The organism is Campylobacter sp. RM16188, from assembly GCF_012978795.1.
Classification (GTDB): domain Bacteria; phylum Campylobacterota; class Campylobacteria; order Campylobacterales; family Campylobacteraceae; genus Campylobacter_A; species Campylobacter_A canis.
Genome location: NZ_LIWQ01000005.1, coordinates 89,532 through 113,932, shown reverse-complemented (window position 1 = coordinate 113,932; position 24,401 = coordinate 89,532). Strand labels below are relative to the sequence as shown.

Sequence of the window (24,401 nt, the reverse complement as noted above, 5' to 3'; positions counted from 1 at the left end):
CTTTTTGTTAAGAATACGCCGTGAATTTATAGCGCAAATTTTAAGCGTTATTTTAGCAATTATTTCTTTTAACTTATCTAAAAACAGCGATTTTATTTGAAATTTGAGGATAAAAATAGTGAGAAATTTTAAATTTTACCGACCGTAGTTTCAGTCGGTAAAATTAAATTTTAATGTTCGTCGCTTATTAAAATAGCGCCCGCAAGATATACATAAGTAAGCATCATAAAGATAAATGTCTGAAGGACGGCCATAAGCGTTAGTAGAGCATACGCAGGAAATGGCGCGATGACAGGTGCAAGCGCAAGCATAACCATAAGAAATAGATCATCACCCTTGATATTTCCAAAAAGACGGAAAGATAAAGAAACTATACGTGAAAGGTGTGAAACAACTTCAACTAAAAACATAAGTGGCGCTAAAACCTTGCTAGGTCCCATAAAATGCGCAAAATACTTAACAACTCCGTTTTTTCTAATGCCTTCAAAGTTATAATAAACAAACACGACAAGAGCAAGTGTCAGTGTCAAATTTAGGCTTGAAGTAGGCGACTCAAAGCCGGGAATAATACCGATAGCGTTTGAGAAAAATACTACAAAACCTATAGTTGCAACAAGCGGAAGGTATTTTCTGGCTAGCTGCTCGCTTCCTAGCACGTCTTTACCCATAGCTGTAACGCCTTCCAAATATGCCTCAACGACATTCTGAGTGCCTCTTGGAACAAGCTGCATATTTTTAGTGGCAAGCTTGGCGACAACTAAAATAATAAGCGTAACAAGCAAGAAATGCGCCGCATAAGTAAAAGAGTGTGAATGTGAAATAAGACCTGAAAAGAGAAACAAATCTTTCATGCATTAACCTTAAATTTATAAATTTTGGTGAGATTTTAGCAAATTTATTGTTAAAAGTTTTTTAACTTTGCCCTATTTTGGCACTTATTTTGATTTTTGAACTTAAGAAGCGAAATAGTCATAAAGAAGTTTTAAGATAGTAGCTCCAACCACAAATAAAAACATCGTTCTTATAAATTTAACCTCTTTTTTAATGACTAAATTTGAGCCTATGAAAGAGCCTAAAATTTGCCCTACCCCCATTAATATTCCAACCTTCCAAAGAACTTGTCCGCCGATGATAAAAACACCTAGAGATACGATATTGCTAACGAAATTTAAAAGCTTTGTGTGTGCAACAGCTTTTTTCATACTAAGTCCTATCAAAGCCACCATAGCGAAAGTCCAAAACGAACCGGCCCCTGGTCCGAAAAAACCGTCATAAAAACCAAGCAAAAGCCCAAAAGCTATGTAAAAAATTTTATAATTCATCCTTGCTTTTTTATCACTATCGCCAATCTTTGGAGTGATGAGAGTATATATAAAAATAGCGATCAGTAAAAATGGAATTACTATTTTTAAGAAATTTGGATTTAAAAACAGGATTAAAGTTGCGCCGAGACATGCGCCGATAAAAGTAAAAATAATGCCCAAAAACGCCTCTTTATAGTCAATCATGCCTTTGCGGGTAAAATTTAAAGTCGCCGTAAAGCTTCCAAAAGATCCTTGAAGCTTGTTCGTCCCAAGCGCAAGATGAGGTGGCACTCCCATAGCCATGATAGCCGGAAGAGTTATAAGTCCGCCTCCACCGGCAATAGAGTCGATAAATCCGCCTAAAAACGCAGCGCCAAAAAATATAAAATAAGCTAAGAGATCAAATTCCATAATTTTTCTTAAATTTGAATTTAAAATAGGCAAAAATAATACTAAAAAATTTATTAAATTTTAATGATATTTTGTGATTTAAAGAATTGAAAGAAAATTTAAAGAGAGCGGCTCCAAAAAAGGAGCCGAGAAAATTATTTTATAACGCCACAAACTAGTCTTGCACCGCCACCGCCAAGTGGTTTTGGATGATCGTGGTGATTATCTGCGCCAACGTGAACCATTAGTGAGTGTCCTTTTAGCTCGTCAAGCGATTTGATCTTTGGAGCTAGTACAGGATATACTGCGTTACCGTCTTTGTCAGCATAAAGGATAGGCAAGTCACCTTTGTGTCCCATATCATCCCAAGGGAATGAGTGTTTTTTAGTATCTGTCGGATCCCAGTGACCGCCGGCTTTCATACCTAGACCTTTTTCAGTAGCACCACAGTCCGCATTCATATGAACGTGAAATCCGTGAGCACCACTCTCGATTCCTTTTAGATTTGGGAAAAATGCTACGCCGTAGTTTGTCTCGATAGCTACAACTTCACCTACGTTTGTATTGCCTTTTTCACCAAGTTGTTCCATAGGGATAACGATATGTTTTTGAGCTTTAGGGTCAAAATGCATATGCTCGTGGGCAAATAGCATAGTGCCAAGCAACGCGCTAAGTAAAAGAGTTTTTTTCATGAAATTCCTTTAAAATAAAATTTATGCGTAACTATATCAAAACATTGTAAATAAAAATTAATAGTAAATATTAATTTTTCCTTTAACTTCGTTCAATAGCCGTTTTAAATGTGTTAAATTATTTTTCTGGATCTAAAATTTTATCAAGCTCTTTGCTCTGCCCTATCCTATAAAGTGCAAAATCATAGCGTATAGGATCAAGCGGATCAAATTCCTTTAGCCTATTTGTAAGCTCACAAACAGCTGTGAAATCATAGCTTTTGCGATTTATCAGCTTTAGTGCAAGCGAAACTCGGTGAGTATGCACATCAAGAGGGATTAAAAGCTCGCTTTTAGGCAAATTTTTAAAAAGCCCAAGGTCGATATCGCTATCTCTTACCATCCAACGAAGAAACATATTATAGCGTTTATATGGTGAATTTGGTTTGTTCTCAAAGCTCTTTCCAAAAAAGAATTCATATCCGTCGGATCTATACGAATTTAAAGAGTAAATAAATTTGATAAGCTCGTTTATGCCCTCAACCATAAGCCCGTTTTTATCAAAGCCGCTTTTGATAATCGCCTCAATATCTCCATCTTTTTTCAGCCTAGATAGAGTAATAAAAATTTGCCTCACGTCTTCAACGCTTTGAAATCGGTATTTGAAATTTTGCAAATTTGAAACGATCTTGCTTTCGCTCTCATCAAGCAAGCTAAAGTCAAGCGAATTTAGAAATTTGAGTATCAAATTTGCATTGCCGTAAGCAAACAAAGCGCATATTAAAGCTATGTTAGGCTCTTTAAATTTGCTTGCCGCTTGAAGCGGATCCGAGGCTGAATAAAGCCCCAGATCGGTATTTTTCTCAAGCGCATGAGCGTCAAGTAAAGATTTTAAATCCGTCATTGTTTAAGCGTTAGTAGAGTATCAAGCATCTTTTCAACAGTCGTTATTATCTTAGCTGCAGCACCGTAGCTTGACTGAAATCTTATAAGAGAGGTTAGCTCTTCGTTTAAATTTACGCCACTAACTGATTGATGCTCGCTCATGGCGGTTTTATTTATCGCTTGGTTTGTATCATGCAAGTAGTTGTTGCCCTGAGTCTGGCTTGCGATATCGGTTGTGATAAATCGATAAAAGCCCTCTATGGTCTCGATCTTATCCGCATGCTTGTTTGAATAAAAATATATCTTTTTATATTGAAGCTGGACCATATCGTTTGCTACGTCATTGTTGCCCGGAGTCGGATTTGAGTAGCCCTTAAGCTTATGCGGATTTTCAGCTAGCTCGGTTTTAACGCCGATATCTTTTGCACTATTTCCATTGAAAAATTTATTTGTGCCGATAATGCCCGGGAAATTTGTTCCTTTATCCACAAACGCTATACTGTATTCGCCCGAGTGTCTTAGAGCCGATACGCCAAACGTTCCCTTTTTGGTCGCTGGATCATACTGATAATAAGCCCTAAAATAATCATTTACGTCGTTGTGTATGTTATTGTCTTTATTATCATCCGTATCTGCGTTAAAGTCTTTGATGATAGAAGTGCCTCTAGTAGGATCATCCATCGTCGTAGTAGCGTCTATGGTTATGGTTTTTCTGGCTACTTCTTGACCTTGGTTGTTATAAACTATCACATCAAAGCTTCCATGCTTGATGTCATTGTTAAAATTCATAAGCGTTCTTGAAGGCTCAAGGAAGCTAAGCTCGTCTGTTGTTATATTTTCTACGGCTGATTTGGCGTAGATGTTATTAGTCTCGGTTATCAAGCCTTTGGCAAAAGTGTTTAGATTGTCTATATATTTTTGAATGATTCCGTCTTGAAATTCTCCGCCCTCGCCAAGATATCTTCCTCTTAGATCAAGCGCCGCTCCTAGTTTGCCACCTGTAAGCTTAGAGGACATATCCACGCGTTTGCCGTCTTCTCTTTCGTAGTAGATATTGTGAAAATCAAATTTATTGGTTGAATTATCAAGCGCAAGCGGATGGAAATTTACACCGTCCACTATAGAAAATCCCGAAATATTAAGATTGTATTTTGAACCTATATCAGTTACCGTAGGGTCTATATAAGCGCTTCCTTGAAGCTCGCCCTTAAAGGCGGTTGCATTAACGAGCTTTGATATCGCAAGCTCAAGCTCATCACGCTTATCGCGCAGGTCATTGGCTCTTGTAGTGCCTACTGACTCCACGCGCTGAATTTGCTTATTGATCTCGGCTATCTCTTTTGCGTATTTATTTATCTCATTTACCGTTACTTCTATCTGCGAATTTACATCTTGCTGAATTTTATGCAGCATATCAGATGTGCCTTTAATGCTCTTTGCTAAAGTCTCAGCCGCATTTAGCAAATTTATCTTTTGAGAACCTTCGGTAGGATTTGAAGCAAATTTATTCCATGCATCAAAGTAGTTTTGTATATCTCGCCCTATTCCTACACTTTTTAAATCAGGAAATCTCTGAGTAATCTCTTCTAAAATTCTCTTTTTATATGCTGAAAATTCAAGATTGCTAGAAGAACTTCTAAGACGGGAAAATACAAATTCGTCATGAATTCTTACTATAGTATCTACCTTGGTGCCTCGTCCGATATCGCCCGGCATCCCGTGCTCAGGCTCTCTTGCAGATTGGATTACGCGCTGTCTTGTATAGTGCTCGTTATCGGCGTTTGTGATATTGTGTCCGGTAGTTGAAATTTGCATCTGGGCAGCATCAAGCCCGCTTATACCGATTCCTAGCGAAGAAAATATATTAGCCATTTTAAACCCTTGTTTTTAGTAGCGTCTCAGGCGTAGGAGTAGCCTTTGCGTAGCCGCTATCGTCTTTTGCGTCTTTAAACATATCTTTAACCAAACTGTCAAAAAATTCTTTAACCGTTACCACGTATCTTGCATACTCTTTGTTTTTTAGATGAAGCTCTTCAAGCTTGCTTCTCATATTGACCAAATTTGCCTTTACTTCATCGTCAAGTATGCTTGCTAGATCAGAGCTGTTTTGCTCTTTTGAAATTCTTAAAAGCTCTTTGTCAAGTAGTGATTTTGTGTTTTCAAATTTTTTTATGAGGTCGTTTTTTAATTTCACACTCTCTTCAACGGCGGAGTGTTTTGCCTCTTTGATATTTTCAATATCAGAATTTGTAGTTTTAATAAGTTCATCAAGCACGCCAATCGCGTCATTTAAATAAGTTTTAAGCATATTTGTCCTTTCTGCAAATTCACACAAAGGACAAATTCATGCTACATAATCTCATCGGCAATTGCGCGAGCGGTTTTTGAAAGATCTATCTTGTAAGTTCCGTCGGCTATCGCTTGCGAAATTTTCGCTACCTTGCTTTCGCTTTTATCCTGTGTGTTTTTAATCTCTTCGCTAACTTCACTTTTTTTAACTTCATTTCGTGAAATTTGCTGAGGGCTAAGCCCAAATTTTGAACCGAGTGTCGATATCATTGTTATGCCTTTTTAAACATTTGATTACCAAATCGGCATAAATGAAATTTTCTTAAGCCCTTTCCTTTAAAAAATTATAAAGTAGCTCACTAAAGCCTAAATTTCCGCTCAAAGCCCTACTCATCGTGTCGTTATACATAGATGAGTAAATTTTATCTCCGGCGTCCTTTGGAAAGAGCGGATTTTCATCTTTAAGCGCAATATCAAGCACGCTTTTAACCAAAAACGCCTCAAAAGCATCTGTTTGCTCTCTTAAGAGCTTATCGTTTTCCTCTTCACTTCTGCCTGCTTTATTCGTGATAGAATTTGTCGCGATACTGTTATATGCGTTTATAGCTAAGTGATTGTCAACGTTCATTATATAATCTCCAAATCAACATGTATAGCACCTACTCGCTTTAAATTTTCAATTATCGCGATGATGTCGCTTGGGCTTGCTCCGAGTTTATTTAGAGCCCTTGCTACGCTTGCTACGGTGGTGCGCTCCCCGCTTACCTTTATCAAATTTGCCACCGGATCTATCGCCGTGTTGTCTTTGATATCTATAGCGCGCTCGCCGTCTTCATAAGAGTTTGGCTCGATCTTTATCGTGATATCTTTATGCGTGATTACGACGGGATCAACGGTGATATTTACGCCACTTACTATCGTGCCCGTGCGCTCGTCTATTATTATCTTATCAAGCGCTTTATAATCAACATCTATCTCTAAAATTCCGGCAAGAAACTCCACCATACTGGCATTTTCAGGCTTACTGACCCTAACTGTTCTTGGATCGATAGCCACGGCCACATTGCCTCCCACATGCAAATTTATAGCGTTTTGGATATTTGAAGCGATTCCAAAGTTTGACTCCTTAAGGCTTAAATTTATAGCCTCTTGATTGTAGATATCATACACTATCTCGCGCTCCACAAAAGCTCCGCCAAATACCGTTCCCGCGGTTGCGTGATTGCCGCTATTTCTGCTTGCACTTTTTCCGCCTATGGTAAGCGAGCCTTGAGCAAGCGCGTATATATCGCCGTCAACGCCCTTTAAAGGGGTCATAAGAAGCGTGCCGCCTTGTAGACTTTTGGCATCGCCGATTGAGGATATCACCACATCAAGCTTATCGCCCTGTCTTGCAAAAGCAGGAAGCTTAGCCGTAACCATAACGGCTGCGGTGTTTTTTGATTTTATATCGTTTGGATCGATTTTTACATTTACGCTTTGAAGCATGTTTGAAAGGGATTGGATGGTAAATTCAGAACTTGAGCCGTCGCCCGAGCCGTTAAGTCCCACTACAAGTCCGTATCCTATCAGTTGGTTTTCTCTAACTCCTACGACATTTGCGATATCTTTTATCTGAGCCGCATTTGCAAATACGCCAAGCATACACGCAGCAATCAGTGATGAAGCTAGCTTCATAGCCGTCCTTTTAGTTTATTTGCCTAAAATAAAGCAAGAAGCATTCCAAATTTACGAGTAGTAGCTTAAGGAGGTGTTTCCGAATTTTTTATTTTTTACAAGAGTAAATTTGCCGATATTTTCAGGCAGAGTGTAAGAGCTTGCATGCTCTATTGCGATTAAAAAAATTTGCTTTTCGTCTAAATTTGATATCAAATTTAAGCACTTTTCATAAATTTCTTTAAAGCCGTCTCTTATATCAAAAGGCGGATCAAGATATAAGATAACGCTTTTTTCGCCAAAATTTTCGCTTTTTAAAATTTCTGGCGTGAGCTTAAAGGTATCTCCGTTTAGCACGCGCAAATTTAGCTCATCGATACTTTTTGCATTTTCGCAAGCTATCTTAAAGGCTGCTTTATCAAGCTCTATAGCATAAGCTTTTTTAGCCTCGTTACTAAGCGCTTCGCACGCCATAAGCGCACTTCCGCAAAAAGCTTCGATGAAAATTTTACCGCGCAAATCATATCTGAAGCTGTCAAAAAAAGAGCCTTTTACTATATTTTTTGTGCTTCTTGTAGTGGCAAGAGAGGGCAAAGCTAGTTTTTTACCTTTAAATTTACCGCTTGAAATAGTTGTAAAAAGCCTTTTCATAGATAAGACTTTATAAGAGCTATGAGATCTTTTTTAAATTTTTCCACCAAATTTGAAATAGCCTCTTCAAGGGCTAAATTTTCATCTTTTTGCTCTATCTTAAAGCTTGCTTTTGGAATTTGGATAGCGGAATAAAACTCTTCAAGCGTATTTAAAAGAGTCTCTTTACTAAAAGGAATTTCAAGATGAGCGGAATTTGCAGCGATTATAAAAACAGGTTTTTTACTATCTATCTTTCTGTCAGAAATTATAAAATCGCAATCCTTTTTATGTGCAATGAAATCTTTTAAAAACAGTTCAAGAGAGTTTTGAAGCAATATACAATCGCAATCAAATGAGATTTTCATACCGAATTTCCTTTTAAAAAGTAAGAAATGTTAGCAAATTTAAGCGTAAATTTTAATTAATTCAAAGAGAGAATTTATAGTATAAAGAAATTTAAAATTATGACGATGTAGGGGAATAATATTGATTAAAACGGCAATCTTTAAAGGAGAAAAGATGGAAATTTTTAAAGTCGCTAGCCAGCAAATGAATACTGTAGCGCACCCTAGCAACGCTCAAGCGCATACTCAAACAAGGGAAGTTGAGCAAACGCACTTACAACAAAACAGCGCGCAAAATAATTTAAGCATAGACAACGAAGATTTAGCAAAAAGACTAAACGAAGCGACCGAAAAATTAAATAGACAGATGGAAGCCCTTGATACTAATGTTCGCTTTGCATATAACGATAAGATAAATTCGCTATATGTGAATGTAATGGAAGTAAAAACGGGCGAAGTTATAAGAAAAATCCCAAGCGAGCAAGTAATGAAACTAAGCGAATACTTCAGGGAGGCTGTCGGGGTATTATTCGACAAGGAGAGTTAAAAATGGCATTAGGTAAGATATCTTCACTAGGTCTTGGAAGTAGCGTTTTAACCCAAGAGGTTATAGATAAGCTAAAAGTCGCCGATCACAAGGGTTTAGTAGATCCGATTTCTAAAAATTTAGAGAAAAACCTAACTAAACAAAAAGATCTTTCGGCAATAAAAACCCTTGTAAGCTCTTTTAAGTCTTCCGTTGCGGCACTTGGCGATGAAACGATGTTTCTTAAAAGAAACGTTAGTACAAACGGAAAAAGTGCCGATTTGAAAGCAGATCCCGGCGTAGGTCTGCAAGATATCGAGATAGACGTAAAACAACTTGCACAAAAAGATATCTACCAAAGCAAGAAATTTACGGCTCCTGAGTCTTTTGTCGGCAAAGAGGGTTCGTTTGCTATCAAATTTGGCTCAAACACATACAAAATAGAGTTAAAACAATCAACTTCGTTTGAAGAGCTAGCCACAAAGATAAACGACGCCACAAACGGCGAAGTACAAGCTAGAGTGCTCAAAGTGGGCGGAGATAAGCCGTATCAGCTGATTTTACAATCCAAAAATACGGGTGCCGAAAACAAGATAGAATTTAGCACCGATGACGGCAGCGGTAATCCGCTAACAAATGCAAACGAAATTCTAACCGAACTTGGCTGGGATAGCGCAAACGTAGCAAATAATAAAATTTCAACCGCTCAGGATGCCGAATTTACATATAACGGCATAACCGTAAATAGATCTACAAACAATATAAAAGATCTTAATATAGGACTAAATTTAACTCTTAAAGAGACGGGTAAAACGACATTTAGTATAAAAGAAGACAATAAAGACATAAAAGCTGAGATAAACAACTTAGTAAAGACTTATAACTCACTTATGAACAATCTTGACGTAGCTACGGACTATAACAGCGATACGAAAAACGCGGGCACGTTTCAAGGTGTTAGCGAGATAACGAGTATCAAATCAACCATAAACAAAGCTCTTTTTGAAAATAAAGCCATAACAATTGACGGCAAAACAAAAAATCTAAATTTGACAGATTTTGGCTTTGAGCTTACTAAAGACGGATTGCTTAAAGTCGATCAGTCAAAACTAAGCGAAAAACTTGATAAGAATTTAGACGAAGCCAAGATGTTATTTACAGGCTCGACAAGCTACTCTCAAGTTATCACGGGAAGCTCTAAGGCTATAAATAGCGGAGCGCTTACGATAGCAAATGAGGAATTTACAATAAACGGCAAAAAGATAAATTTAACCACATCTGCGTCAAATTCGTCAAAAGAAAACGCAATCGCGCTTTTAAAAGCCATAAATGAAGCAGGCATTAACGGAGTACAGGCAAGCCTTAATCAAACCGAAGATAGAATCGTGCTAAAAAGCATAGACGGCACAAACATAGAGGTAAAAGGCGATCCTAATATCCTTGATAAACTAGGACTTGCAAATAGCAACATAGGCGCCAAAAAGACAACGACGGACGGGATTTTTACAAATTTAAACACAAAATTAAAAGACATAGTCGGCAAAGAGGGCTCATTAACGATTTTTGCTCAAAATTTAACTAGCGAAAAGGAAAAATTAGGCAAAGACAAAGAGCGTGCGGTAACCGATCTGAATACCAAATACGACATGATGGCGGAGAGATTTTTAGCTTATGATAAGATGATTAGCAACTTGCAAAATCAATTCTCGACGCTTAAATCAATGATCGATGCCGAACTAAACGCAAAGAGATAGGAAAAATATGATAAATAACACAGCTTACGCGGCATATTCTCAAAACGCTGTAGGAGGCATTGAGTCTCCTCAAAAGCTAATAGAGATGCTATATGAAGGAATTTTAAGATTTATCTTTAGAGCGAAAAAATCGATGCAAGAAAATAACATCGAAAAAAAGGTCTATTTCATCAACCGAGCAAACGCTATCTTTATCGAGCTTTTAAATTCGCTTGATTACGAGCAAGGAGATGTGGCGCACTATCTAAGCGGTCTTTATACGAGGCAAATTCAGCTTCTTTCACAAGCCAATATCTCAAACGATGAAAAGATTTTAGAAGAGGTTGTAAATGTTACCAAGCAACTTCTTGAAGCGTGGAAAGAGGCCACCAATTAGCTATGAAATGGCTGGAAGAATTTAAGATAGCCGTTAGTAACGGCGATGTCGCAAGTCTGGAAAAGCTGATAGAAAATTTTCCGCAGGAATTTGAAAATTTAGAACAGCTTAGCGAGGCTGCAACGCTAACCGAAGGCGCCATAGAGATCATTAAAAGCAAGGTCGATAAGCTAAGCGTGGAGATGAAAAAACTAAAAGACGCTAGAAATTACATGCAGTAAAAGGCTATTTGAGTAATTTTATAGCTATCTAGCCTTTACTCTTTTTGTCGATATTTTTTGAAATTTGCCTATCAAAAATAGCGCAAATTTCAAAATCACAAAGATTACAACAACCTCAAACCAGAAATTTATCTATCAGCTCTTACTGCAAACAATCTCTTCAAAATCACGAAACACAAAAATAATCCAAAACAGCTACGCTTTGTAAACACAAGATAGTTAAATTTGTAGGATTAAATGCATAAATAAAGGCACGGCGATAAGCCGAGTTCTGTCGTGAGTGATTATTTATCTAATCCAAATTTCGCAATTTGGCTCTAGCGAAGGGTTTAACATAAGACTAAAACCATCCCTTCTTGCTGCAAGTCGGGTTTATATAGCCGCCATGCTTTCGCGTGGCGCTGGTGGGCTCTTACCCCGCCGTTTCACCATCACCGCCGAAGCGGTAGTCTGCTTTCTGTTACACTATCCCTTAGGTTTCCCTAGCCATCCGTTAGATGGGACTTTGTCTTATAGCAGCTCGGACTTTCCTCTTTTAAACCGGAATTTAAAAGCAATCACTTGCCGTGCCGATGAGATTATAGCAACTTTGCGCTTAAAATAACCGCTTCTTCATCCCGAATTAAAATCGCTTCGGAGTTATTTATCGCTTTTAGATCTATTTTCTCGCCAAATTTTGCGATTATATTATTACATGCTTCTTCAAACGGAAATTCGCCCAAGTGAGGCAAAGTATAAAAACTCACCAAATTTAAGCCGCTAAGATCCTTTAGCTCCGCTAAATTTTCATCCATTAGCCCTATATACTCGATATCAGGCGATGTTATCACGGCACCTGCCGATTCGCCGATATAAATTTTGCCGCTATTTACAAGGCTCTTTAGCTCGCTTATAACTCCCGATTTTTTAAACTCACTTAAGAGATAAAATGTATTTCCGCCACATACGTAGATGAAGTCGTTTTGGCTAAATTTCTTCAAAATTTCTGCCTTGTCGCTTACCGAGATATCAAGCTCATCAATTCTCACGCCCGCATTTTTAAAGCACTCTTTTGCCTCATCTACGTAGAAATTCACCTCTTCAAATTTGCCAGCCGTTGATATGAAGCAAACACTCTTGCCTTCGCAGTCAAATTTATCCGCAAAGAGCTCAAAGACTCCTGCAAAATAAGAGCACAAAAAGATATTTTTCACGATTTTCCTTTTTGGTTGCTTTTTGATTTTTTAAAATTTTCTTGCTCCTCCTTGATCTCGCAAGGATCTTTTATGTATTCGATATTGCCCTCAAGCTCGCTTTCCCACTCAAGCTTACCGTCTTTGTTTTTATCAAATTTTTTAAACTCCGCTTCGCTAAAATCTCCAAATTTAACTCTAAAATTCTCCATACTCTTTACATTTTTCCACTCGTTCATATCAAGTACGCCGTCTAAATCCATATCATTTTCATAGACGAAAGCTTCCGCAGCAGGAGGAGACTCACAAGCCTTTGCAAATCCCAAAAAACAGGCTAAACACCCTAAAACAATCACAAAATATCGCATATTCTCTCCTTATTCGAAAATATCCTTATGCAAAATTTCTTCCAAAACCACAGTCGCATAAGAGCCCTTTTGCAAAGTAAAATTTATGCCAAAATGCGCTTTTTCAGGATTGTATTTATATTGGACATTTTCAAGATAGCTCCAAGCAAAACGCCTGCTTCCGCTCATTTTTGCTTCAAATTCACTTGCCTTGCTAAAGATCCCATCTTCTATCTTTTTAGCAAGCCCCTCGCTCTTATACGCCCTACTTCCTGCGATAAGCCCACAGCTGGTTCTATCTTTGAGATTAAATTTCTCAACCTCACTTTGCAAATCCTCACACAAAAAGTACTTGCCAAAAGGATAATGCCCCAAAACTTCGCCACGAATTAGCTTAAAAAACTGCTTTTGACTCTTTAACTCCCTTATCTCGTCCACACTCATAAATTTATAAATTTCAGCTAGCTCTTTTGCGCTAAATTCATCTGCAAATCGCGAAATTTCGATACGCTTACTAAGCCAGCGGTTAAAAAGATCGCTTTGATAAGCTGAGATTAAAAACTCGCTCATTTTTGGATTTTTAAGCTTTTTGCCATTTAGAGTTCCGTGCTTTAAAATTTCAAATCCACTAGCTGCATTATCGCCAAATTTGCCAAACCTCTGATAGCCAAAATAGTTCGGATATCCGATCTCATCTAGCTTCTTAATAGCCTGCTCAAGCTTAAGAGCATCGGTTGCAAGGACCTTTTTAAGACGGATAAAAAAACTATTGCCCTTTAAATGACCTATTCTTAGCTTATTGTTATGAGCGTTCATATTTAGAATTTTCATTTTATCGTGGCTAAAATTTGCCAAATTCGTCTCAAATTTACGCGGCATAGAGATAAATTGAGTAGTCATTCCCTGCTTATCCTTAAGCCCCGCATAGCCAAATTCTCTTATCTTAACGCCCGTAAAGTCGCTTAAAGCCTTTAGGGCTTCTTGTGTCGTCATATCTTTTTTGGAAATTTCAACGATAAGATGCTCACCGTCTCCGCTAAATTCGTAAAGCGGTATTTCACGCACCACAAAATCATCCGAATTCTTGCTGAAATAAGCATTTATAGGAGTGTGAGCGAGTGCGTATAAGGGCTTAAAAGTGGTGTTGTCTTGCATGGGTTTTATATCTTCCTTTTGTGATTTTTCCAAAAATATTTATTTTTATGCGAGCTTTTTTGGCTTCGTTTTTGATCCTGTGCAGATTTTTTTTGCTAAACGTAAAAAGCACCTCGTACTCTTCGCCGCTTAGCATTTGATTTTTAGGGATTTGCTTGATAAATTTTACCGCACAACCGCTTGACTTGCAAAGCTTAATCAAATCCGCACCAAGCCCGTCGCTAATATCCATGGCGGAATTTATAAACCTGCTAGCCGAATAAAAGAATTTATCCCTTAAAATCGGTCTTTTAAAGCGAGAATTTCTACTTACCGCTCCGCCGTTCATCAAGGCTTTTAATCCCTTTAAACTTCCCCCAAGCCTTCCGGTAAATGCTATAAAATCGCCTTTTTTAGCACCGCTCCTAAAGATAGGCTTATCGTAAATTTTTGAAACAACGGTTACGCTTATAAAGATTTTATCGCTACTTATCGTATCGCCGCCTATTATCGTTAATCCAAACTCATCGCACGCCTTTTGGATACCTGATTTAAATAAAGAAATTTCAGCGGGCTTTATCTCCTTAGGAAGTCCAAGCCCCAAAAGCGCGTATTTAGGAACCGTATTCATAACGATAGCGTCTGAGATATTTACGATCATCGCCTTATAAGAAACCTCATCAAGGCTAAGCCAAGATCTCTTAAAGTGCGTATTTTCGTAAAACAGATCCTTACTATAGACCCATTTTCCCGCAACTGCACCGTCATCGCCTATAAATGAGTTGCTAAATTTATCGATTATCAGCTGTTCTTTATCCATGCCACATTTTATAAAATTTGACGTTAAAAACTACTTCAAACATTAGTTAAGCTAAAATTTTATAAACTACCCTTAAAAGGACGGCAGATGCTTGAAGTGAGAATTTTTAGATTTAACGCCAAAAACGATGTGTTAAGATACTACAAACCATATTTTTTTGAAAACTACAACTTTAAAAACTTACAAGATTTACTAGACGATATTAAAAAAAACGATCCGTATTTTGATTTTGAAGGGGTTAAATTTGTAAAGATAAACGGCATGGTAGTTAGTCTAGATACTAGCTTTGATCTAATATTAAACCGTTTTAAGAGCACTCTTATCATAGAGCCTTTAAGTACAAAAAGAGCGGTAAAAGATCTCACCATAAACGACGATGACTTTATGGGGAAAATCAAGCTGTTTAGTAATTTTTATACAAAAGAGGATGCTAAATTTTACGAGAGCCTAAAGCCATATTTTTATGCAGGATTTATGAACGAATTTGAGCCAAATTTCATAGGCTCAAGCGCGATAATATTTGCTAAATTTCTATGCGAAAAATATCCTGATAAAAAAGATGAAATTTTAGCCGTCGTAAGCGATAGCAAATTTGGCGTATGGATAGCGGGAGATTTAAAAGAGTGGATATTTTGGAGTGATGAAATTTACAAAGGGGCTTTAGAATTCATAAAATCAAATTTAAAAGAGCCCGAAAGAAAACTGCCTGCTCTGAGTGCTGAAATGAAAATAGAAAAACTAAATTTAAAACATGATTTTAAGGATTTTACAATCGCAAGCTACGGTGAAATTTCGGACGATATAAGAAGTCTAAAGGCGAAATTCATCAGCACCGATAGCCAAAAATTGCCTTGTGGATTTGAGTTGATCGGACTAAATGACGAACTTGCTTTTAAACTTGCCGGCAAAATTTTATTTGACGCGTTTGATAGCGGGGCTGATTTTTTACTGGTTGATAACGAACAAGCCTTTTATATGTTTGATACGCTTTCAAACAAACTGCAAAAGTCAATCGGTAGAAGCTTAGAAAAATTTTATATCCTACGCACAGCCGAGCTTGTAAGCCTAGCAAACGGCGAAATTCCAACAAGTATAAAAAATCATAAGCTAAAAGTAAGATTGGTCTAAATTTAAAATTCTAATCTCTCAAACTTGCTCTTTATGATAATCTAATCTTAAATTTAGCAAATTCCTTTGCAAAAAATTGATTAAGATCCCTTAAACTATCGTCATTCATCTCGATTAGCTTAAGGCAGTTTTTCTTATAAATTTTAATCTTCTTTTTCTTGCGTTTAAGATAAGCGGGCGTTTCAAGCCCCCAAAATTCGATATAAACATCATAATCAACTAGATAAAAATCGCTAATTACTCGCTGATTTGCATTGGGCTTTTTCTCGTAGATAAATTTTACTCCGCGATAAAAGAGCCAGTTTGCTATTATAAGCTCCGCTCTACTCTTTACCATGTCGCCGATATCGCTTTTATAGCGAGTTTGTTTGATCTTTGTTTTTCGCGAAAGCCTTATTAAAAGAGCTATCAGGATCAAAACAAGTATTAAGATAACGAGAGTTTTTAAGTCTATTTGCAAAAGATCTCTTTAAATTTAAACACCGAATTTAAGCCCCAAGATATTTGCGCCTGATCTCGTCGTTGCCTATCATATCTTTTGCAACGCCTTGCATAGCGATTTTTCCGTTTTCAAGCACGTATGCATAGTCGCTTATCTTAAGTGCTGCAAAGGCGTTTTGCTCGACTAAAAGTATGGTTATACCCTCCTCTTTTAGCCTAACGATTGTATTAAATACCTCTCCTACTATCTTTGGAGCAAGCCCAAGGCTAGGCTCATCAAGCATAAGTAGCTTAGGCTCGCTCATTAGCGCACGTGAGATGGCTAACATCTGCGCCTCTCCGCCACTTAAAGTTCCTGCAAGTTGCTGCTTTTTATCGGCCAGACGAGGAAATAGTCTATACATTTGAGAGCGTAAGTGCTCGTAGTTTTCGTCATTATTAAAAGCGCCCATTCGCAAATTTTCATCAACCGTTAGGTTTATAAAGACTCTTCTTCCCTCAGGAACTAGCGCTATACCATGCCTAACTAGAGTGTGCGTCTTGTGCCTTCTTGTATCATAACCCAAGAAATTTATCTCGCCTGTCTTTTTTACGCTGTTTAAAAGTGCGTTTAAAGTGGAGGTTTTACCAGCACCGTTTGAGCCGATAAGAGAGACGATATCTCCTGTTTTAACCTCAAAATCTATCCCTTTAACAGCCTCTATAAGTCCGTAATAAACGTGCAAATCTTTAACGCTAATCATTGAATAAAATCTCCTAAATAAGCAGATACGACCTTTTCGTTACGCACAGCATCACTTGGCTTACCCTCAAAAATTACCTTACCGTAATCAAGCACTAAAACGCGCTCGCAAAGGCGGTTTACAAATTTCATATCATGCTCTATAAGCAAAATGCTAAGTTTGTATTTTTCCCTAAGTATAAAGATAAGCTCGGCAAGATCTTCGGTCTCTATAGGATTCATACCTGCCGCAGGCTCATCTAGCAGCAAGAGCTTTGGGTTTGTCGCCATAGCTCTTGCTATCTCGACCTTCCTTTGAACCCCGTAACTTAAACTTGTAGCAGGCTCATTCGCATAAACGCTTAAATTTAGCTCGTTAAGTATATCCATGGCTTTTTCGCGTGCGATTCGCTCCTCTTTATGAAAGCGTCCCATGTGCAAAAAGCTCTCGATAAAGCTATATTTGATATGTCCGTCAAGTCCGATTAAGACGTTTTCAAGCACGCTCATAGAGCTAAAAAGGCGGATATTTTGAAATGTCCTTGCTATGCCATGCCTAACGATAATGTTTGGCTTTTTGCCGTTTAGCGTAACGCCGTTAAATTTAACCTCCCCGCCGCTTGGTTCGTAATTTCCCGTTATGATATTAAAGATAGTCGTCTTACCCGCACCGTTTGGACCTATAAGACCAAAAATTTCACTTTCGTTTACATGAAAGCTTGTGTCGTTTATAGCGGTTACTCCGCCAAATTTCTTGCTGATATTTTTTAGCTCTAAAATCATCGCTTAAGCCTTTTGATAGCCGATCTAGCTACATCCGTTAGCTCTCTTTTGCCAAAAATTCCCTCTCTTGCAAACAGCATAACAAGTATAAGTATGACCGAAAACACAATCATTCTAAGCCCAGGCATCGCATCAAATGTATGCCCAAACAGACTTATCGGCTCATCTAAAAATCTAAGCCACTCTCCGCCTCCTATCACCAAGATAGTGCCTAAAATAGCTCCCGTCATAGAGCCAAGTCCGCCAAGAACGATGATAATAAGCAGCTGGAAAGTTAGATAAAAATCAAACTCATTCGGCACAATAGAAGCAAATGAGCACGCCCAAAGGCCTCCGCCGACACCTTCTAAAAACGCCGATGTGCTAAAAGCGGTAGTCTTAACGGCAAATGTATTTACACCCATAGCAAGTGCCGCATCCTCGTCATCTCTTACGGCTTTCATCGCGCGACCGAATTTTGAATAAACTATATTTAGCACCATAATAACGCTAATAATAGCAATCCCGCCCGTATAATAAAGCGTAGCGTGCTGAGGTATGGAGCTAAGTCCAAGCGATCCGTTTGTGATAGACGGATAGTTGATGGCTAAAATTTTAATAATAAAACCAAAGCCAAGCGTAACGATAGCTAGATAATCTCCTCTTACGCGAAACACAGGAAAAGAAAGCACCAAAGCTAAGATAGTAGCGCAAACTCCTGCGGCAAGCAATGCTAGCAAGAAATTTGAGGAGTGAAGCCAGAGTATAAAGGCTGATGGACTCTCAAGGTCAAACTGATAGTTTTTAGCATCCGCATCAAGTAAGATAAGAGCCGCCACGTAAGCGCCAACTGCGACAAAGCCGTTTGGCTCGAGCGAAAACTGCCCCGTAACGCCGTTTATGAGGTTGTAGCTAACGGCTAAAATGATAAAAATGGCGATATTGTTTAAAACTCTCAAGGAGTAATCATCAAAAATATAGTGAGAGGTAACCAAAAATCCTACAGCCAAAGCAAAAAATATGATATGCGTAATCTTTGGAACTCTCATCTAAAACCTACTTTTCTCAAAGTTATAGCCTAAAATTCCGGTAGGCTTAAATATAAGAATAAGAATTAAAAATATAAAGGCAAAAGCATCTTTAAAGCCTGAAAATTCAGGACTTAAAGATACTACAACAACTTCGGTAAATCCGATAATAAACCCGCCAAGCACGGCTCCGCCGACCGAACCTATACCGCCAAGAACGGCTGCGGCAAAGGCTTTAAGCCCTATCAAAACTCCCATCATAGGCTCGATAGAAGGATAGTTGAGCGACCAAAACACGCCGCCGATAGCTGCAAGCATGGATCCAAGCGCAAATACTATCGCGATGATCAAATTTGCGTCTATACCCATTAAATTTACGGTATGTATATCAAATGCAAGCGCTCTTATTGCCATGCCGTATTTCGTGCGGTAGAGTATAAAAAGCGTGATAGCAAGCAAAACAAGAGTGATGATAGGCACTAGCACCGCACTCATCGCAACCGTAACATCGCCAAAGGTTAAGACTGTTTGCAGATATTCAGGCACGATAAAGGCTTTAGGCTCGCTACCGAAAATCACGTTAAAGAGATTTTCAAGCAAAAAGCTAATGCCAATAGCGGTGATAAGTAGCGAAATTCTAGGCGCTTTACGAAGCGGCTTATAAGCGATGGTATCTGTAATGATACCAAGTGCCGCACATATCGTCACGGCAAATACAACCGCCGCTATAAATGGCAAATTTAGTGAAACCATGCCAAAAAAGCAGACATAAGCTCCAACCATCATGATATCGCCGTGAGCGAAATTTATAAGCCTCAAAACGCCGTAAACCATAGTGTAGCCTATGGCAATAAGCGCGTACATACTGCCAAGGCTAAACCCGTTCACCATATTTTGTAAAAATAGTGAAAATTCCATCATCACTCCGAGTTTAAAGTATTTAAATTTTAAGGATTAACGTTTGCTTTAAACGTCGGTTTGCCGCCAACTATCTCTTTCATAACGACAGAGCGGATAGCATTACCCTTCTCGTCTATACTGATAACTCCTGAAACGCCTGAAAACTCTTTTGTCTTGTGAATTTGATCGTTTATGCAAACGCTGTCACTTGGATCTGCACACTTGTCCATAGCCTCAACCATTACAAAATACGCATCCGCTCCAAGAGCCGTAAAGCCCGCTATATCCCTTGTGCCCTTTTCCTTCTCGTACTCATCTAAAAATTTCTTAGAAAGCTCGGTAGGAGGATTTGAAGCGTCAAACGAATCGCTAAAGATAAATCCATTTACAGCGTCTCCGCCAAGTTCGATAAACGTAGGATTTGCCACGCCGTCAGATCCGACCATAGGTTTGTTTAAATTTATCTGCTTAGCTTGGCGAGCTAAAAGCGACGCTTCAGGATGATACGTAGGCACATATACAAAGTCTGGATTTTTGCTCTTTATCTGCGATACTATGGCTTTGAAATCCTTATCGCCTGAGCTTATTTTAAGCTTTGATAGAACCTTGCCGCCGTTTTTTACAAATTCACTTTCAAAGGTCTTAGCAAGCCCAAGAGAGTAAACCTGCGCTTGATCCACTACGATAACAGCTGTTTTATACCCAAGCTCTTTTGCGGTAAATTCTGCCGCAGCCTTGCCTTGAAACGAATCCATAAAGCAAACTCTGCTACCAAATTTCACATTATCAAGAAGCTTGTCCGATGTCGCAGCAGGTGCTATTACGGGAATTTTGTTTTTATCCGCTATCGCCATTACCTGCATAGTGTTAGCGGTAATTAGCTCGCCGATGATACCTACGGCTTTATTTTGTGAGATAGCCCTTGTGGTGGCGTTTGAAGTCTCAACCTTCTCGCCTCTTGTATCAAGCAAAACAACCTTGATCGTATCGCCGTTTTTTAGAGTCGGACGCATTTTATTTGCCAAGGTTACTCCCTCGTAAGCCGTCTGTCCATAAGCGGCAACAGCACCGGTTACCGGCATAACCGCAGCTATAGTTATCTCTTTTGCAAAGCCAAACGAACTGATAGCCGCCAAAGATAGCGCTAAAGTAGTTATCTTTTTCATTTTTACTCCTTAATAATTTATGTGTTACATTATATTACAATTTTAAGAGCAAATGAGTGATTTTGATCCCATTATGATAATTTTAAATGCGTATTAGTTAAGAATTTACTCAATCTATATAAAAGTTATTGTTAATTAGTAACATTTTAGTAGGATATCTTATAGCAAAAAGAATTGTAAAAAATAAAAATATAAAATTTTACGCCCGAATTTAACAAATTTACTCAATCAAATTCGGGCAAGGGCGTAATCTATCCAAATATCTCAAATTTTTTAAACAGCTTCTCATCGTTTTCAACGATACCTCGCTCAATGAGGCTTCTTATGACTTCAGGAGTGCAATCAGTCTGCTTTGGCCACCCTCTATCATAGCCATCCTCAACCCCTTTTTGCGTAGCATCTACAAAAACCACGCTTTGTTTTATGTATATATCGCGCATAGCGTCTATGTTATTAGTAACTCTCCAAACGAGCATATATGGATTTTCAAGATAGTTTTCAGCCCCTACGAAAACAACTATTTTAAAGTACTGTTTAAGCTGCATAAATTTATCAAGCGTCTCTTTTAAAGGGCGTTTTTTATTGTATTTAATAACGCAGATAGGAGATTTGGTATCGGTTTTAAACTGCTTAACCTCAAGAACATCCTCATCAATCTCTTTAAATTTCTCAAACAAAGTATCATCGGCTAAAATTTCCACCTCACCTTCGCTAAAGTCCGCAGTAGCGTCTATGCCAAGCTTGCCTCCATAGCAAGAATTTGGACTAGCATGATCAAGCTGATCGCAAACTCCTTCTGTTATCAAAAGCCCTTTTACTCCAAATCTGTTTAAAACATAATCGGTAAATTTATCATACTCGCTAGGATTTGGTGCGCTCTCATCTACAAACACCGCATGCTTGACAAAACTCATCTGTCCAACGCCCCAAAATGCATGCATAGCCTGCTTGGCATGCCCCGGATATAACGTCTCAAGCTTTGCTAGGATAAGATTATGGAACACTCCATTTTCAGGCATATCATAATCAATCAGCTCAGGCACCGTAGTCTGAAGAAGCGGTAAGAAAATTCGCCCCGTAGCCCAACCCATATACTTATCCTCAAGCGGCGGCTTACCCACAACGGTTGCATGAAAAATCGGCTCTCGCTTATGCGTAATCGCCGTAACATCCATCACAGGAAAAGGCTCAATCGGCGTGTAAAAGCCCGTATGATCGCCAAAAGGACCCTCAAGCTCGGTTTTAGAAGTATCAACAAATCCTTCAATAACAAAATCCGCATCATGTGGGATATAAATTTCATTTGTAAGAGATTTTACGAGCTTTGCAGGGCTTTTTCTGATAAAACCGTAAAGAAGCAGCTCAAAAATTCCCTTTGGAAGAGGAGCCTGACCGCACCAGATATAAAGCGGATCACCACCGACCGCTACGGATACGGGCATCTTCTTGCCGGCACGCTTATACTCGTTAAAGAAATTTGCGCCGTCTTTATGTATCTGCCAATGCATTCCAAGGCGATTTTTATCATAAATTTGCAAGCGATACATACCCAAATTCGCAAGCTCTCCATCAAGGCTTTGAGTATAAACTTGCCCCATCGTGATAAACGCGCCTCCGTCAAGCTCCCAAGTCTTAAGCACAGGCAAGCTAAAGAGATCAACCTCATCGCCTTTGAATTTCACTTGCTGGCACTCGCCTTCGCCTTTTATGCGCTTTGTAAATACATTTCTTAAACCAAAAAGATAGCTCATGAAATTTAGCTTTTGTGCAAAACCCTTTGGTTTTTTTGGCTTTAAAAGATTTGAAATTTCCTTAGCTACCTCATCAGGATCTACTCCCATTATAAGCTTGGTCGCTTCAAAACTACCAAATACATTTGTAAGTACGGGAGCAAATTTACGACCCGATTTTTTACAAACTGGATTTGTAAAAAGCAACGCCTTGCTATCAGGCTTTTTAACCTCAATATAACTTGCATGTGCTATCTCAAGGTCTATATCTACTGGCTTATCAATGATTTTTAAGAGATCATGCTGCTTTAATAAATCAATATACTTTTGCATAAATTTTCCTTGTTTTATTTTATGTCGTCTTAAAAAGATACCATTTAGGAGCAATCTTTTCTATCATTATATAGAGATTTTCATGCATAAGAGGAGCGGTCCTCTTCTTTTTCTACTCTAAAAAATCCGACTATATTATCAACAATACCGCCGACTACTATCCTAAAAACATCGTCGTTATTTTCTATATGCGATAGATGTAAGGATTTCAAAATTCGCTCTATTTGATCGTTTTTGTCTGAAAAATTTGAGCCGTAAATTTCAAAAATTCGCTCAAATTTATGCAAATTTTCTTTGCCGAATTTGATAAGCTCACTGTCTTTTTCCACGGTAAGTTTTAAATTTTCAAGATCAAGATCTTTCCTCTGCTTATCACTAATCTTTTCATAGTGATAAATCAGATCTTTTATAACGCCTGTCATCGCCAGCGATCTAACTGCATAAATTCCGTCTTCAATCATATAAAAATAAAGATCAAAATGCTCGCTGTCGTCATTTGAGCTTAAACTAACTCTAAAAACATCAAATTCATAACCTCTGCCAAGAGGAGTTATTTCGGTTATATAAAAACCTTTAATATTAAAATCATGATTTCGCCTAGCGGCTTCACCTCTAAAATGCTTAGCTTTATCAAAATTCGGATTTGTAAAAAGCTCTTTTATGATATCTACATTTGAACTTCCAAAAGCAATAGCAAAGCTTAAACCTAGAGCCGCAAGCGCTCTCATGCCTAGTTTGCCATCTCTTCGGCTCGCCTTAAAAGCTCCTTGGCGCCCTTAGAGATAAATTCGCGCGCAAGCTCTTTGCCGGCAGTTGCAAATTCGCTCTTTGCCACAGTTAAGCTCTTTTGCAAAACTTCGCTTCCGTCAGGAAGTCCCACGATCGCATTTATATAAATTTGTTCTTTATCAAGCTTTGCATTTATGCCGATAGGCACTTGACAACCGCCCTCAAGCAGCGTTACGAAGTCGCGCTCTACGGTTGTCTCTATCACGGCTCTTTCATCACGCAAAAACTCTATGGCTTTTAAAATTTCATCGTTTTCTACAGCCTCTATCCCAAGCGCACCCTGCCCCATTGCAGGTATCATCTGATTTAGTTCAAACGGATAAATAAATTTTACCTCTTCTTTTAAATTTAGGCGATTTATGCCCGCCATTGCTAGGATAATTGCGTCAAATTCGCCCTCCTTTAGCTTTCTTAGTCTGGTTTGGACGTTTCCGCGAAGCGAGATGATTTCTAAATCAGGACGCATTCTTAAAAGCTGCATTTTGCGCCTTAAGCTCGTAGTTCCTACTTTGGCACCCTTAGGCAATTCTTCAAATTTAGAGTATTTTTCGCTTATCATCGCATCTCGCACATCCTCACGCGAGCAAATAGCAGCAAGCACGAGCCCATCAGGAAATGCCACGGGCACGTCTTTTAAACTATGAACCGCGATATGCGTTTCGCCTTTTAGCATACTATCTTCAAGCTCTTTGGTAAAAAGCCCCTTACCGCCGATCTTAGCAAGCGGAGTATCAAGTATAACGTCACCTTTTGTCTTCATGCCTACAAGCTCTACGTCTATATCCTTATGAAATTCTAAAATCTTAGCCTTTATATGCTCGCTTTGCCACATTGCAAGGATACTTTTTCTGGTTGCTATTTTTAAATTTTTCATTTTTTAC

General features: G+C 38.5%; 29 protein-coding genes and 1 other RNA gene. 5 read left to right on the top strand and 25 right to left on the bottom strand.

Going from position 1 to position 24,401, the window contains the following annotated elements:
• Positions 1–170: 170 nt before the first annotated feature.
• The 11 genes from CDOM16188_RS04170 to CDOM16188_RS04120 all read right to left on the bottom strand — a co-directional run bounded on the left by CDOM16188_RS04170 (position 171) and on the right by CDOM16188_RS04120 (position 8,193).
• Positions 171–851: a F0F1 ATP synthase subunit A gene (locus CDOM16188_RS04170; RefSeq protein ID WP_169941537.1), complete on the bottom strand. Its 681-nt coding sequence runs from the start codon at positions 849–851 to the stop codon at positions 171–173.
• Between the two features lie 102 nt (positions 852–953).
• The gene (locus CDOM16188_RS04165) at positions 954–1,715 is read right to left on the bottom strand and encodes a TSUP family transporter (RefSeq protein WP_172199306.1); all 762 of its coding nucleotides are present in this window, start codon (positions 1,713–1,715) and stop codon (positions 954–956) included.
• Between the two features lie 134 nt (positions 1,716–1,849).
• Complete coding sequence (locus CDOM16188_RS04160; RefSeq protein ID WP_172199303.1) at positions 1,850–2,386, bottom strand: superoxide dismutase family protein; 537 nt, start codon at positions 2,384–2,386, stop codon at positions 1,850–1,852.
• A gap of 118 nt (positions 2,387–2,504) precedes the next feature.
• Positions 2,505–3,269 (bottom strand): TIGR02757 family protein, encoded by a 765-nt coding sequence (locus CDOM16188_RS04155; protein WP_172199300.1) that lies wholly within the window; start codon positions 3,267–3,269, stop codon positions 2,505–2,507.
• Entirely contained in the window at positions 3,266–5,122 is a 1,857-nt protein-coding gene (gene flgK / locus CDOM16188_RS04150; RefSeq protein WP_172199297.1) for a flagellar hook-associated protein FlgK, read from the bottom strand. The genes CDOM16188_RS04155 and flgK overlap by 4 nt, the downstream gene beginning before the upstream one ends.
• Before the next feature lies 1 nt (position 5,123).
• The gene (locus CDOM16188_RS04145; protein WP_169941527.1) at positions 5,124–5,558 is read right to left on the bottom strand and encodes a flagellar export chaperone FlgN; all 435 of its coding nucleotides are present in this window, start codon (positions 5,556–5,558) and stop codon (positions 5,124–5,126) included.
• A gap of 41 nt (positions 5,559–5,599) precedes the next feature.
• Positions 5,600–5,809, bottom strand: a complete 210-nt coding sequence (locus tag CDOM16188_RS04140; RefSeq protein ID WP_172199294.1) for a flagellar biosynthesis anti-sigma factor FlgM — start codon at positions 5,807–5,809, stop codon at positions 5,600–5,602.
• Positions 5,810–5,861: 52 nt separating this feature from the next.
• Positions 5,862–6,167: a rod-binding protein gene (locus CDOM16188_RS04135; RefSeq protein WP_169941523.1), complete on the bottom strand. Its 306-nt coding sequence runs from the start codon at positions 6,165–6,167 to the stop codon at positions 5,862–5,864.
• Positions 6,167–7,216, bottom strand: coding sequence for a flagellar basal body P-ring protein FlgI (locus tag CDOM16188_RS04130; RefSeq protein ID WP_172199291.1), 1,050 nt, complete (start codon positions 7,214–7,216; stop codon positions 6,167–6,169). The genes CDOM16188_RS04135 and CDOM16188_RS04130 overlap by 1 nt, the downstream gene beginning before the upstream one ends.
• A 51-nt stretch (positions 7,217–7,267) precedes the next feature.
• Positions 7,268–7,846 (bottom strand): RsmD family RNA methyltransferase, encoded by a 579-nt coding sequence (locus tag CDOM16188_RS04125; protein ID WP_172199288.1) that lies wholly within the window; start codon positions 7,844–7,846, stop codon positions 7,268–7,270.
• Positions 7,843–8,193, bottom strand: a complete 351-nt coding sequence (locus CDOM16188_RS04120; protein ID WP_172199285.1) for an ornithine carbamoyltransferase — start codon at positions 8,191–8,193, stop codon at positions 7,843–7,845. The genes CDOM16188_RS04125 and CDOM16188_RS04120 overlap by 4 nt, the downstream gene beginning before the upstream one ends.
• Positions 8,194–8,347: 154 nt before the next feature.
• On the opposite strand from CDOM16188_RS04120, the gene CDOM16188_RS04115 reads away from it, so the two are divergent.
• From CDOM16188_RS04115 to CDOM16188_RS04100, 4 genes are read left to right on the top strand one after another with little or no spacing between them, the layout of a single operon-like run.
• Complete coding sequence (locus tag CDOM16188_RS04115) at positions 8,348–8,719, top strand: FlaG family protein (RefSeq protein ID WP_172199282.1); 372 nt, start codon at positions 8,348–8,350, stop codon at positions 8,717–8,719.
• A 2-nt stretch (positions 8,720–8,721) separates the two neighbouring features.
• On the top strand, positions 8,722–10,452 hold the full coding sequence (gene fliD, locus CDOM16188_RS04110) for a flagellar filament capping protein FliD (RefSeq protein ID WP_172199279.1): 1,731 nt from the start codon (positions 8,722–8,724) through the stop codon (positions 10,450–10,452).
• Positions 10,453–10,459: 7 nt separating this feature from the next.
• Positions 10,460–10,828, top strand: coding sequence for a flagellar export chaperone FliS (gene fliS / locus CDOM16188_RS04105; protein ID WP_172199276.1), 369 nt, complete (start codon positions 10,460–10,462; stop codon positions 10,826–10,828).
• A gap of 2 nt (positions 10,829–10,830) precedes the next feature.
• The gene (locus CDOM16188_RS04100; protein WP_169941511.1) at positions 10,831–11,049 is read left to right on the top strand and encodes a hypothetical protein; all 219 of its coding nucleotides are present in this window, start codon (positions 10,831–10,833) and stop codon (positions 11,047–11,049) included.
• 244 nt (positions 11,050–11,293) lie between these two features.
• On the opposite strand, the gene rnpB is transcribed toward CDOM16188_RS04100, so the two are convergent.
• From rnpB to CDOM16188_RS04075, 5 genes are all read right to left on the bottom strand, one after another.
• Positions 11,294–11,622: RNase P RNA component class A (gene rnpB / locus CDOM16188_RS04095), an RNA gene on the bottom strand.
• Between the two features lie 5 nt (positions 11,623–11,627).
• Positions 11,628–12,242: a Type 1 glutamine amidotransferase-like domain-containing protein gene (locus CDOM16188_RS04090; protein WP_172199273.1), complete on the bottom strand. Its 615-nt coding sequence runs from the start codon at positions 12,240–12,242 to the stop codon at positions 11,628–11,630.
• On the bottom strand, positions 12,239–12,589 hold the full coding sequence (locus CDOM16188_RS04085; protein ID WP_172199270.1) for a hypothetical protein: 351 nt from the start codon (positions 12,587–12,589) through the stop codon (positions 12,239–12,241). Before CDOM16188_RS04085 ends, CDOM16188_RS04090 begins: the two co-directional genes overlap by 4 nt.
• Before the next feature lie 9 nt (positions 12,590–12,598).
• On the bottom strand, positions 12,599–13,732 hold the full coding sequence (gene truD, locus CDOM16188_RS04080) for a tRNA pseudouridine(13) synthase TruD (protein WP_367649334.1): 1,134 nt from the start codon (positions 13,730–13,732) through the stop codon (positions 12,599–12,601).
• Complete coding sequence (locus CDOM16188_RS04075) at positions 13,701–14,522, bottom strand: thiamine-phosphate kinase (protein WP_172199264.1); 822 nt, start codon at positions 14,520–14,522, stop codon at positions 13,701–13,703. Before CDOM16188_RS04075 ends, truD begins: the two co-directional genes overlap by 32 nt.
• An 87-nt stretch (positions 14,523–14,609) precedes the next feature.
• Here CDOM16188_RS04075 and CDOM16188_RS04070 point away from each other — a divergent pair, with 87 nt between their 5' ends.
• The gene (locus CDOM16188_RS04070; RefSeq protein WP_172199261.1) at positions 14,610–15,650 is read left to right on the top strand and encodes a DUF5644 domain-containing protein; all 1,041 of its coding nucleotides are present in this window, start codon (positions 14,610–14,612) and stop codon (positions 15,648–15,650) included.
• 31 nt (positions 15,651–15,681) lie between these two features.
• On the opposite strand, the gene CDOM16188_RS04065 is transcribed toward CDOM16188_RS04070, so the two are convergent.
• From CDOM16188_RS04065 to hemC, 9 genes are all read right to left on the bottom strand, one after another.
• Positions 15,682–16,110, bottom strand: a complete 429-nt coding sequence (locus CDOM16188_RS04065; RefSeq protein WP_172199258.1) for a helicase IV — start codon at positions 16,108–16,110, stop codon at positions 15,682–15,684.
• Positions 16,111–16,138: 28 nt separating this feature from the next.
• Entirely contained in the window at positions 16,139–16,834 is a 696-nt protein-coding gene (locus CDOM16188_RS04060) for an ABC transporter ATP-binding protein (RefSeq protein WP_169941504.1), read from the bottom strand.
• A complete protein-coding gene (locus CDOM16188_RS04055) occupies positions 16,831–17,595 on the bottom strand; it encodes an ABC transporter ATP-binding protein (RefSeq protein WP_172199255.1) in 765 nt (254 codons plus the stop codon). The genes CDOM16188_RS04060 and CDOM16188_RS04055 overlap by 4 nt, the downstream gene beginning before the upstream one ends.
• Complete coding sequence (locus tag CDOM16188_RS04050) at positions 17,592–18,623, bottom strand: branched-chain amino acid ABC transporter permease (RefSeq protein ID WP_172199252.1); 1,032 nt, start codon at positions 18,621–18,623, stop codon at positions 17,592–17,594. The genes CDOM16188_RS04055 and CDOM16188_RS04050 overlap by 4 nt, the downstream gene beginning before the upstream one ends.
• Positions 18,624–19,520 carry a branched-chain amino acid ABC transporter permease gene (locus tag CDOM16188_RS04045; RefSeq protein WP_172199249.1) on the bottom strand — a complete coding sequence of 299 codons (897 nt, stop codon included), beginning with the start codon at positions 19,518–19,520 and terminating at the stop codon, positions 18,624–18,626. It lies immediately after the preceding gene.
• A 29-nt stretch (positions 19,521–19,549) separates the two neighbouring features.
• Positions 19,550–20,668: an ABC transporter substrate-binding protein gene (locus CDOM16188_RS04040; protein WP_172199246.1), complete on the bottom strand. Its 1,119-nt coding sequence runs from the start codon at positions 20,666–20,668 to the stop codon at positions 19,550–19,552.
• A gap of 251 nt (positions 20,669–20,919) precedes the next feature.
• Positions 20,920–22,731, bottom strand: coding sequence for a menaquinone biosynthesis decarboxylase (locus CDOM16188_RS04035; RefSeq protein ID WP_172199243.1), 1,812 nt, complete (start codon positions 22,729–22,731; stop codon positions 20,920–20,922).
• Positions 22,732–22,811: 80 nt separating this feature from the next.
• The gene (locus tag CDOM16188_RS04030; RefSeq protein ID WP_172199240.1) at positions 22,812–23,459 is read right to left on the bottom strand and encodes a hypothetical protein; all 648 of its coding nucleotides are present in this window, start codon (positions 23,457–23,459) and stop codon (positions 22,812–22,814) included.
• A 2-nt stretch (positions 23,460–23,461) separates the two neighbouring features.
• Entirely contained in the window at positions 23,462–24,394 is a 933-nt protein-coding gene (hemC, locus tag CDOM16188_RS04025; RefSeq protein WP_172199237.1) for a hydroxymethylbilane synthase, read from the bottom strand.
• Positions 24,395–24,401: the final 7 nt, after the last annotated feature.